General features: G+C 75.5%; 12 protein-coding genes. 9 read left to right on the forward strand and 3 right to left on the reverse strand.

What is annotated here, in order from left to right; all coding sequences use genetic code 11:
* Positions 1-94: 94 nt before the first annotated feature.
* Genes IE248_RS11195 through IE248_RS11205 form a run of 3 tightly spaced genes read left to right on the forward strand, consistent with a single transcriptional unit; the run spans position 95 to position 2,540 of the window.
* The gene (locus IE248_RS11195; protein WP_190030629.1) at positions 95-1,639 is read left to right on the forward strand and encodes an ATP-dependent DNA ligase; all 1,545 of its coding nucleotides are present in this window, start codon (positions 95-97) and stop codon (positions 1,637-1,639) included.
* Positions 1,640-1,680: 41 nt separating this feature from the next.
* Positions 1,681-2,319 (forward strand): helix-turn-helix domain-containing protein, encoded by a 639-nt coding sequence (locus IE248_RS11200; RefSeq protein WP_190030630.1) that lies wholly within the window; start codon positions 1,681-1,683, stop codon positions 2,317-2,319.
* 23 nt (positions 2,320-2,342) lie between these two features.
* Complete coding sequence (locus tag IE248_RS11205; protein WP_008743543.1) at positions 2,343-2,540, forward strand: DUF6126 family protein; 198 nt, start codon at positions 2,343-2,345, stop codon at positions 2,538-2,540.
* On the opposite strand, the gene IE248_RS11210 is transcribed toward IE248_RS11205, so the two are convergent.
* Both IE248_RS11210 and IE248_RS11215 read right to left on the reverse strand, forming a co-directional pair.
* Positions 2,504-3,175 (reverse strand): DUF6629 family protein, encoded by a 672-nt coding sequence (locus IE248_RS11210; protein ID WP_229895252.1) that lies wholly within the window; start codon positions 3,173-3,175, stop codon positions 2,504-2,506. The genes IE248_RS11205 and IE248_RS11210 overlap by 37 nt on opposite strands.
* Positions 3,176-3,207: 32 nt before the next feature.
* Positions 3,208-4,686, reverse strand: a complete 1,479-nt coding sequence (locus IE248_RS11215; protein ID WP_037795152.1) for an MFS transporter — start codon at positions 4,684-4,686, stop codon at positions 3,208-3,210.
* A gap of 234 nt (positions 4,687-4,920) precedes the next feature.
* Here IE248_RS11215 and IE248_RS38155 point away from each other — a divergent pair, with 234 nt between their 5' ends.
* The 6 genes from IE248_RS38155 (at position 4,921) to IE248_RS11245 (ending at position 12,523) form a co-directional block, all read left to right on the forward strand.
* Positions 4,921-8,487, forward strand: a complete 3,567-nt coding sequence (locus tag IE248_RS38155; protein ID WP_234377360.1) for a S8 family serine peptidase — start codon at positions 4,921-4,923, stop codon at positions 8,485-8,487.
* A gap of 168 nt (positions 8,488-8,655) precedes the next feature.
* Positions 8,656-9,396: a serine hydrolase domain-containing protein gene (locus IE248_RS11225; RefSeq protein ID WP_190030631.1), complete on the forward strand. Its 741-nt coding sequence runs from the start codon at positions 8,656-8,658 to the stop codon at positions 9,394-9,396.
* Positions 9,397-9,401: 5 nt separating this feature from the next.
* A complete protein-coding gene (locus tag IE248_RS11230) occupies positions 9,402-9,917 on the forward strand; it encodes a protein-tyrosine phosphatase family protein (protein ID WP_073798800.1) in 516 nt (171 codons plus the stop codon).
* A gap of 245 nt (positions 9,918-10,162) precedes the next feature.
* Complete coding sequence (locus IE248_RS11235; protein ID WP_073798588.1) at positions 10,163-11,413, forward strand: cytochrome P450; 1,251 nt, start codon at positions 10,163-10,165, stop codon at positions 11,411-11,413.
* A gap of 17 nt (positions 11,414-11,430) precedes the next feature.
* Positions 11,431-12,186, forward strand: coding sequence for a hypothetical protein (locus tag IE248_RS11240; RefSeq protein ID WP_190030632.1), 756 nt, complete (start codon positions 11,431-11,433; stop codon positions 12,184-12,186).
* 49 nt (positions 12,187-12,235) lie between these two features.
* A complete protein-coding gene (locus IE248_RS11245) occupies positions 12,236-12,523 on the forward strand; it encodes a hypothetical protein (RefSeq protein ID WP_190030633.1) in 288 nt (95 codons plus the stop codon).
* 7 nt (positions 12,524-12,530) lie between these two features.
* Here IE248_RS11245 and IE248_RS11250 read toward each other — a convergent pair whose 3' ends face one another.
* Positions 12,531-13,043 carry a hypothetical protein gene (locus IE248_RS11250; RefSeq protein WP_124290524.1) on the reverse strand — a complete coding sequence of 171 codons (513 nt, stop codon included), beginning with the start codon at positions 13,041-13,043 and terminating at the stop codon, positions 12,531-12,533.
* Between the last annotated feature and the right edge of the window lie 40 nt (positions 13,044-13,083).

Here is a 13,083-nt window from a genome sequence, read left to right on the forward strand (position 1 = left end):
GAATACCGCACCCGCGGTACGCCGTCCGGCGGGGCCGCCCGGACCGTGCGGTCGCCGGCGGGCGGTGGGCGGGGGCAGGCGGCAGGATGGCGGCATGCTGCTCGCCGAGGTCGCGCGCGTGTCGGCGGAGGTCGCCGGGTCCTCCGCCCGGTCCCGCAAGACCGCACTGCTCGCGGAGCTGTTCGCCGCCGCGCCCCCAGACGAGGCCGGGCTGGTGATCGCCTACCTGTCCGGGCGCCTCCCGCAGGGCCGGCCCGGCATCGGCTGGCGGGCCCTCGCCCGGGAGGTCCCGCCGGCCGGGGAACCCACCCTGGCCGTCGGCGCCGTCGACGCGGCCGTCACCGAGCTGGCCGCCGTCGCGGGACCGGGCGCGCAGGCCGGGCGGCGCCGGATCCTGGACGACCTGCTGGGCGCGGCCACCGCCCCCGAGCAGCGGTTCCTGCGCAGCCTGCTCTCCGGCGAGGTGCGCCAGGGCGCGCTGGACGCGGTGGCCCTGGAGGGCGTGGCCGCGGCCGCCGGGGTACCGGCCACCGCACTGCGCCGGGCCGTGATGCTGGACGGCTCGCTGCCCCGGGTGGCGGCGGCCGTACTGGCCGGGGGCGAGGAGGCCCTGCGCACGGTCACCCTGCGCGTGGGCCGCCCCGTACAGCCGATGCTGGCGGGTTCCGCCAAGTCGGTGGCCGAGGCGCTCGCCGCGCTCGGGCCGTGCGTGCTGGAGGAGAAGCTCGACGGCATCCGGGTGCAGGTCCACCGCGAGGGTGACGCCGTACGGGTGTACACGCGCTCCCTCGACGAGATCACCGACCGGCTGCCCGAGGTGGCCGACCTGGCGCGGGCGCTGCCCGGCGACGCGTTCATCCTCGACGGGGAGGTGATCGGGCAGGACGCGGACGGCCGCCCGGTGCCGTTCCAGGAGATCGCGAGCCGGGTCGGCTCCCGGGTGGACGTCGCGGCGGCCCGGCAGACGCTGCCGGTGGCCCCGTACTTCTTCGACGTCCTCGCCGCCGGCGGCGAGGTGCTGCTGGACCTGCCGGTCCACGAGCGGTACGCGACCCTGGCCGCCCTCGTTCCGGAGGCCTCGCGGGTCCGCCGGCTGGTGGTGGCGGACCCGGCGGCGCAGGCGTCCGAGGCCGAACGCTTCTGGGCCGACACCCTGGCCCGGGGCCACGAGGGGGTGATGGCCAAGGGCCTCGACTCCGCCTACGCGGCCGGCCGGCGCGGCAAACACTGGCTGAAGGTGAAACCGGTGCACACCCTGGACCTGGTGGTGCTCGCCGCCGAATGGGGGCACGGCCGCCGCACCGGACTCCTGTCCAACCTGCACCTGGGCGCCCGCGCCGCCGACGGCACCTTCGCCATGCTCGGCAAGACCTTCAAGGGGCTCACCGACGAGATGCTGCGCTGGCAGACGGAGCGGCTGCGCGAACTGGCGGTCGAGGACGACGGCTTCACCGTCCGGGTCCGCCCGGAGCTGGTCGTCGAGATCGCCTACGACGGCCTCCAGCGCTCCACCCGCTACCCGGCCGGAGTGGCCCTCCGCTTCGCCCGCGTCCTGCGCCACCGCCCGGACAAACCCGCCTCCGAAGCAGACACGGTGGCCACCGTCCTGGCAGCCCACCCGGGTTTGCCTCAGAGGTAAGGAAGATTGCCAGGCGGGCAAGACTCTGGCTCAATCGGGGTATGACACCCGGATCCGACGAAGACGCCGGGGCAGCGGCGGACGAGCTGCCCACCGTGGCCCCGCAGCTGCGTGACCTGCGACGGCGGGCCGGCCTCACGCTGGAGGCCGCCGCCACGCGGGCCAGGCTGTCGCCCGCCCACCTGTCACGGCTGGAGACCGGCCGGCGCCAGCCCTCGCTGCCGCTGCTGCTCGGTCTCGCCCGCACCTACGGTACGACGGTCTCGGAGCTGCTCGGGGAGACCCCGGCCGTGGCCGATCCCATCGTACGCGCCGGTGGTCCGGGGGCCCGCGAGGCCGACGGGTGGACGTACTGGCAGGCCGGCGGCTCCGGGCGCGGGATGCAGGCGCTGCGCGTGCACGTCCCGCACGGGCGCAGCCAGGGCGAGCTGGTGCGCGTCCATCCCGGCGAGGAGTGGCTCTACGTCCTCAAGGGGCGGCTGCGGCTGCACCTGGGAGAGGCCGAGCACCTGCTGGAGCCGGGGGACAGCGCGCACTTCGAATCGCTCACCCCGCACCGGATCGGCGCCGCCGCGGCCCAGGGGGCCGACCTGCTGTTCGTCCACACGCTGCTGCAGAGCAGCCTCGCCGGGCTGTGTCTCGGCGGCTCGACCACGACCACCCACCAGCACCGTCCGTAGCCCCGTAGCCCCGAGGAGAGAGCATGTCCGTGGATTCCGCAGAGCCCGTGTCCGACCCCGCCGTGCAGGCCGGGGAGCCCGCAGCGCCGGGCGTGCGCAAGCGCATCGAGTCGAAGTTCCCGCGCGGTCTGGTCATCCGGCTGATCGCCTACCTGTTCGTGGGCCACCTCTTCGCCTTCTTCGTCTACCTGCTGTTCGTCCTGGGCGGCCAGAACCAGTGATCCCCGGGGCCCGCGCGGCCCGGCCCGCCCGGACCGCGCCGGACCCAGCCCAGCACCAGCACCGACGCCGCCGCCGCGAACGCGCACCAGGTGGAGGCGAACTCCAGCCGCCACAGGGCCGCGCAGACCACCGCCCCGGCGGCCAGCACCGCCCCCAGCAGCCGTAGCCCCCGGTCCCCGGAGAGCAGCAGCGCGCCCAGGGTGGCGAAGAGGTAGCCCGCCACCACCAGCGGGGCGTACGGGACGGCCACCCCGTACCCGATGGTGTGGCCCCGGACCTCGGCGTCCACCGGCCGGGTGGCCAGGCAGTACGCGAGCACGGCGGCGGTCGCGAGCCCGGCGGCCGCCGGTCCCCACAGCACGCGGCGGGCCCCCGGCGCGGCCGCGAGCAGCACCCCGAACGCCACCCACACGGGCAGCACCGGCAGCGCGATCACCGCCCAGGCCGTGCTGGCGGGGCCGCAGCCGCCGCCCGCGTTCCAGACGGCCGCCTCCACCAGCTGGTGTGCGCCCAGCAGCACCGGCAGCGCCGCGACCGGCAGGTCCCGGGCCCGTCGCACGCGCAGTACGCACACCACCCCGACGGCGGTGATGACCGTACCCGCCGCCAGATCGGCCGTCGCGCTCCAGCACATGCGCCGCGCCCGCGCCTACGCCGTCCCGGCGCTCACACCGAGGCGGGGGGTTCGAGGGGCGGGGCGCTCACCCCGCAGTGCATGTGGCACTGCGGATGGCACGCCGCGGGCGAGGGATTGCGCACGGTCGCCCACGCGAGGACGGAGCCGAGCACCAGGATCCCCGCGCACCAGGGCATGGCCCGCCCGAAGGCCGCGTCGAACTCGGTCGCCGAGCGGTACGACTCGGGTCCCATTCCGGCCAGCAGCGGCAGCGCCGCCACCGCGAGCAGTCCGGCGGCGCGCGCGGCCGCGTTGTTGACCCCGCTGGCCAGGCCCGCCCGGCCGGGGTCCACCGAGGCCAGTACGGCGGCCGTCAGCGGCGCCACCAGGGCCACCATGCCCATCCCCATCACCAGCAGTGCGGGCAGCACGTCCTGTACGTACGAGGCCTGCGGCCCCACGCGGAGCATCAGCAGCATTCCGGCCGCGCACAGCAGCGGCCCCACGGTGAGCGGGATCCGCGGCCCGATCCGCTCCGCGAGCTCGCCCGAGCGGGCGGACAGCAGCAGCATCAGGCCTGTGGTCGGCAGCAGCGCGGCGCCGGCGGCCAGCGCCGAGTAGCCGGCGACCACCTGGAGCTGGAGCACGACGAGGAAGAAGAACCCGCTGAACGCCGCGTACACGCACAGGGTGACCAGGTTGACGGCGGTGAACTGGCGGGAGGCGAAGATGTCCGGCGGCACCATCGGATCGGCCCGCCGCCGCTCGACGCGGACGAAGACGGCACCCAGGACGACGCCGAGGACGGCCGCGGCGATGATCAGCGGGGATCCGGACCGGGCCTCGATCAGCGCGTAGGTGACGAGGGACAGGGACGACGCGGCCAGCAGCGCGCCGGCCACGTCGAAGCTCCCGTGCGCCTGCGGGTCCCGGGATTCCGGTACGTGCCGCAGCGCCACCGGCACGCACACCGCGGCCAGCGGCACGTTCAGCAGGAACACCCAGCGCCAGCCGGGCCCGTCCACGAGCCAGCCGCCGAGGAACGGCCCCACGGCCGCGCCGACACCGCCGAGCCCCGACCACAGCCCGATCGCGCGGCCCCGGTCGTCGGGGTGGATCGAGCCCTGGATCAGCGCGAGCGAACCGGGCGTGAGCAGCGCCCCGCCGACGCCCTGGAGGGCGCGGGAGGCCACCAGCACCCCGGCGTTCGGGGCGATGCCGCACAGCAGCGAACCCACGGCGAACCACACCACGCCGAGGACGAAGATCCGCCGCCGCCCGAACCGGTCGCTGAGCGCCCCGCCGACGAGGATCAGCCCGGCGAGGGTCAGCAGGTAGGCGTTGACCGTCCACTGGAGCACCGCGAGGTCGGCGCCGAGGTCCTCGCCGATCCGGGGGAGGGCGACGTTGACGACGGTGGAGTCGAGCAGCGCCATGCTCGACCCGAGCACCGTGGTGAGCAGGATCCAGCGGCCCCGGGCGGATGCGATCCGGACGGCGGGCGGGGCGGCGGGCGCCGGGATGGTCATGTCCTCAGCCTCGCCCGGCCGCCCGCCGAGGGCCACCCGGCCGCTCCGCTCCGCGCCGCGCCACGGCCTCCCGGGCCGGGGTGCGGGCCTCCGTGGCCGTGGCGGGTTCCAGATCGGCTCAATTGGCCCCCTTGTAATGAGCATGACGCCTCGATCACCATGACCCGCGCACGTCACGCATGCCCGTTCCGTCCGTTCCGCACAACCTGCACACGGCGTACGAGGAGACCACACGTGGCACTAAGCACCAGACGACGATCCTTACGCGCGGCCGTCGCCGCCCTCGGTTCCGTCCTGCTCTTACCCATCGGCGCGGGCGTCGCCGCGGCCGCGCCGGAGCCCGGCCCCACGCCCAGTGCGGCCGAGCGCAAGATCGAACCCAAGCTGCGCGCCCAGCTCGACGACTCCGCGAAGGCCGTCTTCTGGGTCTATCTGGACAGCGCCGCCGACCTCTCGGCGGCGGGGAAGCAGAAGACCCGCGCGGCCAAGGCAGAAACGGTTCTGCGCACCAAGAAGGAGCACGCCGCGCGCAGCCAGGCCGAGGTCATCAAGGCCCTGGACGGCGCGAAGGCCGAGTACACCTCGTACTGGATCGTCAACGCGGTCCGCGTCGTCGGCAGCGAGAAGCTCGCCGGCACGCTCGCGCAGCGCCCCGAGGTCTCCCGGATCGACGCCGACGACAAGGTCGCCCTCCCCAAGCCCGCCGAGGGCAAGCGGGAGAAGGCCGCCGCCGACGCCGTCGAATGGAACATCGACCGGATCAAGGCCCCCCAGGTGTGGGAGCAGCTCGGCGTGCGCGGCGAGGGCATCGTCGTCGCCAACATCGACAGCGGCGTGGACTACACCCACCCGGCGGTGAACAACCAGTACCGCGGCAAGAACGCCGACGGCTCGTACGACCACAACTACAACTGGTTCGACCCCGGTGGCGTCTGCGCCTCGGCCGCGCCCTGCGACAACAACGACCACGGCACCCACACCATGGGCACGATGGTCGGCGACGACGGCGGTGCCAACAAGATCGGTGTCGCGCCCGGCGCCAAGTGGATCGCCGCCAAGGGCTGCGAGACCGGCTCCTGCTCCGAGGCCTCCCTCCTCGCCTCCGGACAGTGGATCGTCGCCCCGACCGACCTGAACGGCCAGAACCCGCGCCCCGACCTCGCCCCGCACATCGTGAACAACTCCTGGGGCAGCGCGGCGCACGACGAGTGGTACCAGCAGATCGTCGACACCTGGCGCGCCGCCGGCATCTTCCCGGCCTTCTCCAACGGGAACTCCGGCCCGAGCTGCGCCACCAGCGGTTCGCCCGGTGACTACGCGAGTTCCTACAGCTCCGGCGCCTTCGACATCAACAACGCGATCGCCCCGTTCTCCTCGCGCGGCGCGGGTCCCGGCGGCATCGTCAAGCCGAACATCGCGGCGCCCGGCGTGAACGTCCGCTCCTCCGTCCCCGGCGGCGGGTACGAGGCCTTCTCCGGCACCTCGATGGCCTCCCCGCACACCGCGGCCACCGTGGCCCTGCTCTGGTCCGCCGCGCCCGCCCTCGAAGGCGACGTCGCGCAGACCGAGTCGCTGCTCGACGGCACCGCGCTGGACACCGACAGCAGCCAGTGCGGTGGCAACGCCGCCGACAACAACGTCTTCGGCGAGGGCCGGCTCGACGCGCTGGCCGCCGTGAACGCTGCCCCGCGCGGGGCGATCGGCGCCCTCGGCGGCACCGTCCGCGCCGGCGGCGAGCCGGTCGCCGGTGTGAAGATCACCGCCCACGGTCCCATCGACCGCGCGGTGACCACGGCCGCCGACGGCTCGTACCGCTTCGGCTCCCTGTCCGTCGGCGAGTACGCGCTGACCGCGTCCAAGTTCGGCTACGGGCAGCAGGCGGCGACGGCGACGGTGACCGAGAACGCCACCGCCACCGGCGACTTCACCCTCACCCAGGCCGCCTCCGGCAAGCTCACCGGCACGGTGTCCTCCGCCGCCGGTCCCGCCGCCGGCGCCGTCGTCACCATCGCGGACACCCCGGTGACCGCGACCGCCGACGCGCAGGGCCGCTTCGAGGTCACCCTGCCGCACGGCACGTACGACGTGAACGCCACCCACGCCTCCCGCTGCGTCACCGGCGGCACGGCCAAGGTCACCGTCGCCGGGGACGCCACGGTCGCGGTCAGCCTGCCCGAGCGCACCGACGGCTACGGCTACGCCTGCGCCACCGCGAGCGGCGCCGCGTACCCGGCGGGGGACCGGCAGCTCGCGCTGACCGGCGACAACACCACCGAGCGCGTCGGCCTGCCGTTCCCGCTGCCGCTGTACGGAAAGACGTACGGCCAGGCGTGGATCGGCACCAACGGCACCGTCAGCTTCGGCGGCAACAACACCGGTGACATCAACGGCGACCTGCCGAGCACGGCCACGCCCAACGCGGCCCTGTACCCGTTCTGGGACGACCTGGTCGTCGGCGCCCCCGGCAGCGGCTCGGGCGTCTTCACCGCGGTCACCGGAACCGCGCCGCACCGGCGGTACGTGATCGAGTGGCGCGACGTGGCGCACTGGTCGGCGCAGACCGACAAGTTCTCCTTCTCGGCGGCCATCGGCGAGGACGGCACCGTCACCTACCACTACAAGGGGACGGGCGGCACCGGGATCAAGGGCGGCTCCACCGCCACGGTCGGCGTGGAGAACGCCACCGGCACCGACGCCTTCAAGTACTCCTTCAACACCCCGGTCATCACGGACGGCCTCTCCATCGGCTTCCGGACCACCAAGAGCGGCGTGGTCACCGGCCAGGTGCTCGACGCCAACGACGGCAAGGGCATCGAGGGCGCCACGGTGACCGTCGGCACCGGCGACGCCGCGGTCTCCGCGACCACGGCCGCGGACGGCGCCTACGTCGTCCAGAGCCCGTCCGGCTCGCGGCAGGTCTCCCTGACCGCGGCCCAGTACGAGTCCGGTTCGGCCACCGTCGACGTCAAGGCGGCGGACGTCACCCCGGTGACCCGCTCCCTGCGCACCGGCAAGGTCACCGCCTCCACGCCGGGGGTGGAGGTCGTCCTCCCCGCCGACCAGAAGCGCACCCGCACCCTCGACCTCACCAACCCGGGCCTCGGCACGGACTTCACGGTGGCCGAGGACGCGGCCTGGCTGACGGCCACCCCGGCCGCAGGGAACCTGCCGACCGGAGGCAAGGCCGCGGTCGCCCTGGCCGTGGACACCACCGGGCTGGCCGCCGGCGCCGTCCTGACGGCGGATCTGAAGATCACCTCGGCCAGTGGCCGCGCCCCCGTGCTCACCGTGCCCGTCAAGGTCGTGGTCCCGCGCTACCAGGTCGCCCTGGACGCGGGCTCCGACTACACGGCCACGGACGCGCTCGGCGACAGCTGGTCCCCGGACCGCAAGTACAAGGCCGGCTCGTACGGCTACCAGGGGAACTCCTCCGTACAGTCCACCGGTCGCACCATCGCCGGCACGGACGACCAGCGGCTGTTCCGCAACGCCCGTGAGGGCATGTACGAGTACCGCTTCGACAACGTCCCGAACGGCACCTACACGGTGGAGCTGGGCTTCGCGGAGCTCTCCAACACCAAGCCGAACAAGCGCGTCTTCGACGTCATGGCCGAGGGCACGCAGGTGCTGCCGTCCCTGGACATCGCGCTGGAGGCGGGCTCGTCGTACAAGGCCCTGACCCGTACGTACACGGTCACGGTCACCGACGGGGTGCTCAACATCCGCTTCGTCACGCACAGCGGGTTCGGCAAGCCCCTGCTGAACACCCTGCGGGTGACGGACCGGCCCGACAAGAGCTGATCCCACGTCCGGGGGCGGGGCGTCTTCGGGCGCCCCGCCCCCGCGGCGTTCCCCCTTCCCGTACCGCCTTCCCCTACCTCCTTCGCGTACCGGCATCCGGGTGGCGGGCCGCGACTTCGCCGCGACGCGCGCGGGGACGGCCGCCGGGCGTGGTTAGCGTCGTCGACCATGACGCCGCACAGCGACGAGGCCCTGTACGCGAAGGTGAGCTCCGCCGGCCCGGGGGCCTTCTGGGCGCTCGGCGGACCCGAAGGGCTCCAGGCAGGCTCCGCCGCCGGGACCGACGCCGCCCATACCGACGCCGACGCCGTTCACGATGTCGCGGGGCTCGCGCCCGTACTCGCCCTCTGGCCCGTGATCGGGTGCCTCGTGGACCGGGGCGAGCTCTCCCTGCACACCCCGCTCACGGCGCACGGGCCCACCACCCACCAGCTCCTCACGCGCGGTGCCGCCGACGGCCTGCCCGGCCTGGTCCCGTTCGTCGAGGGGCTCTGCGGCGCCCCGCTCGCCGACTGCGCCGCCGAACTGGTCTGGCGCCCGCTCGGAATGACCCGCACCGGCCCCGGCCCCGACGGGACCCTGCGCGCACCGATCGCCGACCTCGGCCGGTTCCTGGGGCACCTGCTCTCCCCGGCGGACCATCCCGTCCCCCGCGCCTGGACGGCCGAGTCCCTGCGGATCCGCACCGGTGAACTCACCCCCGCCCGGGGCCTGCTCTGGCACCCCGGCCCGTACGGCGTCTGGTCGTACGGAGACGGCCCGAGCCTGTTCGTCTCGCCCCGGCACAGCCGCTGGGCGGCGCTGGTCCCGGGGCCCGGCGACGCCGGCTCCGCCGCCCTGCGCACGGCCTTCCGCGAGGCCGTCTTCGCCGGTGACGCCGCTGAGGCGGCCACCGTCGTGCGATCGTGACGGCCATGACGAAGATCTCTGGCAAGGAAAGCGACGTACCCGACCCGCAGAGCCCGTGGGACGAGATCTCCCCGGGCCTGTGGATGGGCGGGCACGTGTGGAGCGACCCCGCCGGGGAGCCGCGGCCCGTCGTGGTGGCGGACGAGTTCGACCTGGTCATCAGCCTGTTCACCCGGTCCGGCCACGGGCCGGGCCCGGGCACCGAGCACCTGGTCGCCGAGATGCCCGACTCCGTCCTGACGGCCGGCCAGCTGCACACCGTCCGGGGGCTCGCCCGCGCCGCCTCCCGCGCACTCGACGCAGGCCGCACGATCCTGGTCCGCTGCCACTCGGGCTACAACCGCTCCGGGCTCGTCGTCGCCCAGTGCCTCGTGGAGCGCGGTCTCGCACCCGCCGAGGCCATCGCGCTCATCCGGCGGCGGCGCTCCCCGTGGGCCCTGCACAACGCGGTGTTCACCGCCTATCTGGCCGCCGGTCTGGACGCGTCCGCCCAGCTCACGGAGCTCGACCCGCTCCGGTAGGGGGTCTCCCGCGCCGCTCGGAGCGCGGACCTCCCAAGATCGACGTACGGTGATCCCGTTGTCACCGACCGTTGTTTCCGGCTGCGCGGAGGTACAGGGATGCGCACGGTCCAGGAGGCCGCTCCCGAGGGCGCCGACAGGGCGGTTCCGGCATGACCGGGGCCGAAGCCGGGGCCGCGGCCGGGTCAGGAGCAGGTCCGGGGTCCGGGCCGGGGTCCGGCCGGGGCGCGGCGCGGACGGCCGGCGTGCGGACGGCCGTCGCCCCGTACGCGCCGCCGGCCCGCACCGGTCGGGCCGAGTCCGTACGGGCCCTCGCCGCCCGGGCGCTGTCCGCCCGCGCCCTGCCCGGCTTCGCCCGGCCGCGCGCGGCGCACACCTCCACGGCCGCCCTGCGCGACCTGAGGGAACGCCACGGCGGCGCGCCCGTCCTGGTACGCGGCCCCTCCGGGCCCGTCCTCGTCATCCTCGACCCGCAGGACATGCGCCGCTTCTACGCCGAACCCGCCGGCGTCCTCGCCCCCGACCCGTGCGCACCCGGCGGGGAACGGCGCCGCCTGGGCGCCGAGGTGCTGGCCGCCGGGACCCCCGTCCACCCCTCCCACGGGCCGTTCCTCGCCGCCCTCGCCGAGGAGGCCCGGCCGCTCACCGCCACCGGCACGCTGCGGATCGCCACCGCCCGCCGGGCGGTGGCCCGCGCCGGACGCCGGATCGTCCTCGGGGACGCGGCCGCCGGGGACGAGGAACTCGCCGGCTGGCTGCGCCGGCTGCGGGGCGAGGGCGACGCGATGGGGCCGCGCCCGACGCGGGCCCGGGCCGTGCGCGCCGTCCAGGAGCGGGCCACCGCCCGGATCGCGCGGTACGCGGCCCACGCCGAACCGCACACCCTCGCCGGGCTCGCCCGCCGGGCGGCGGCCGGCCCCGACGACCTCGCCGGGCAGGCGTACCGCTGGCTGCGCGCCATGGACACCGTCCCCGCGACGCTGCTGCGCACCCTGCTGCTCCTCGGCGCCCACCCCGGCGAGCAGGAGGCGGCCGGCGCCGAGGCCCGGGCGGGCGGCGGCGGGCCGGGGGAACTGCCCCGGCTGCGGGCCTGCGTACGGGAGACCCTGCGGCTCTACCCGGTGGTGCCGGACCTGATCCGGGTCACCCGGGCCGCGACCGAGTGGCGGGGGGTGCGCTACCCGGCCGGGACCTCGGTGCTGCTGCCCGCGCTGTTCCACCAGCGGGACCCCGAACACGTACCGGCCGCGCACGCGTTCGTGCCGTGCCGGTGGAGCGACCGCGGCGCCGACCGGGACATCCGGATGGCCCCGTTCGGCCACGGCGCCGGCCGCTGCCCCGGCGACCAGCTCGGGCTGCTGGTCACCGCGGCGCTCTGCGCCGAGGTGCTGCGCGGCCACCGCGTCACCGGGACCCGGCCGGTCCTCGACCCGCTCGGGCCCCTGCCCGCGACCCTGGACCCCCAGGGCATCCGGCTCACGCTCACCCGCCGCTGACGATCCGTGAGGAACCCATGCCCGACGCCGTGACGTCCCTCCCCGCCGAACCGGACGCCGACCAGCTCGACGCCCTGTGCCGGGAGCTCGCCGAGGCCGCCGACGCCGTCGGCGAGGCGGCCAGGTACGCCTCCGAACTGGCCCTCGGGAGCCGCCTGCCGGTCTCGGCGCTGGGGTGGGGCGGCCGGGGCCGCCGGGGCCGCGGGGCCGGAGGCGGGCGGCTCGCCTGGCGGACCCTGCTGCGCACCCTCACCGATCCGGCGGGGCTGGGCTGGGCGCTGCGCGGGCGCGGGGTGGCCCGGGCCGGGCGGCTCGCCGGAGTCCTCGCGGGCCGTGAGAGCCTCGCCGTCAGCATGGCCGTCTGCGGGCTCAGGACCAGGATCCGGGCGGCGCGCGCGGGGTTCCCCGGGCCACCGGCGGACCCGGACGCCGCCGCCATCCTCACGGCGGTCGAACAGGGCCGGCAGGGCGACGCGGTGCGGCTGTTCCGCGCGGCGATGCGCGAGAGGGGCGCCGAGCACGCCTTCGGGATCCTGACGCCGTCCTTCGCGGACATCCTGGCCTGGAACGCGCTGACCGACGGGAACCCGTTCAACGACCACGCCGGATGGCAGGTTGCCACCGGCCGGGCGATGACCGCCGAGCCGCTGCTCGGCCTCGGGGCCGCCTGCCGGGCCTTCTTCGACCGCGGCCCGGGCCCGGGCCGCGTCCGCGCCGGCCGTGACCGCGCCGGCCGTGACCGCGCCCCCGGCCGGGAGGACTCCCCGCCGTGACCACCCGTCCCGGCGTTCCCCGCCGGCCCGTGCTCCCTGGAGGGGCCCCGTGACCCACCTTCCCCATGCCCCCCGGCGCCGCCCGAACCCGCGCACGGATCAGGCCGGCCCGGCCGAGGGGCTGCGCGGGCACGCCGCCGCCCTGTGCTCGCACGCCGCGCGGCTGCGGCTGGCCGCCGCCGAACTGGACTGGGAGGGCCCGGAGGCGGAGGCCCTGCGCGCGGAGGTCTCGGCCCTCGCCTCCCGCTGCGCCGCCGCGGCGAACGGCCTGCGCCTCGCGGCCGCGCGGCTCGGGCCGCCGGCCCGGCCGCACCGGTCGGCGTACGAACCGTGCTGACGCCGCGCTATGCGCGTCCCCATGTGCGGTGCCGCTTCGCGTACGACCAGGTCACCGCGGTCATCAGGGCGGGGATCGCGAACAGCGGGGCGAAGGTGAGCCACCAGACGGTCAGTGCCGTGTCGCCGGACATGTACGTCCGGCTCTCGACGGTGAAGGCGACCACGAGTTGCCACAGCGCCACCAGGACCAGGAGGCCGGAGGCGGTCCAGGCCAGCGCGGCGAGGGCCCGGGGGCGCAGCGGCCGCCACCGGTCACTGACGAGCAGCAGCGGAAACAGGGCGGCCACCTCGGAAAGGACGGAGAGGCAGACGACGTACGCGATGCCCCATCCCGGGATGTCGAAGACGTCGCGCAGCACTTGGTCGCTGTAGCCCACGTACACACCGCAGGCCATGGCGATGCGCCACAGGCCGGACGGGACCGCGCAGAGGGCCATGGCGTGCGCGGCGCGGCGCGCCCAGACGGGCGCGGGTGCGATGGCGGCGAGGGGGGCGTCGGCTGTCGTCATGACGTACATGCTGGCTTCGGCCGGGCAGCCGCACATCGTCCGCCGCGGC

Source organism: Streptomyces goshikiensis (assembly GCF_014650555.1).
In the GTDB taxonomy this organism is placed as follows: domain Bacteria; phylum Actinomycetota; class Actinomycetes; order Streptomycetales; family Streptomycetaceae; genus Streptomyces; species Streptomyces goshikiensis.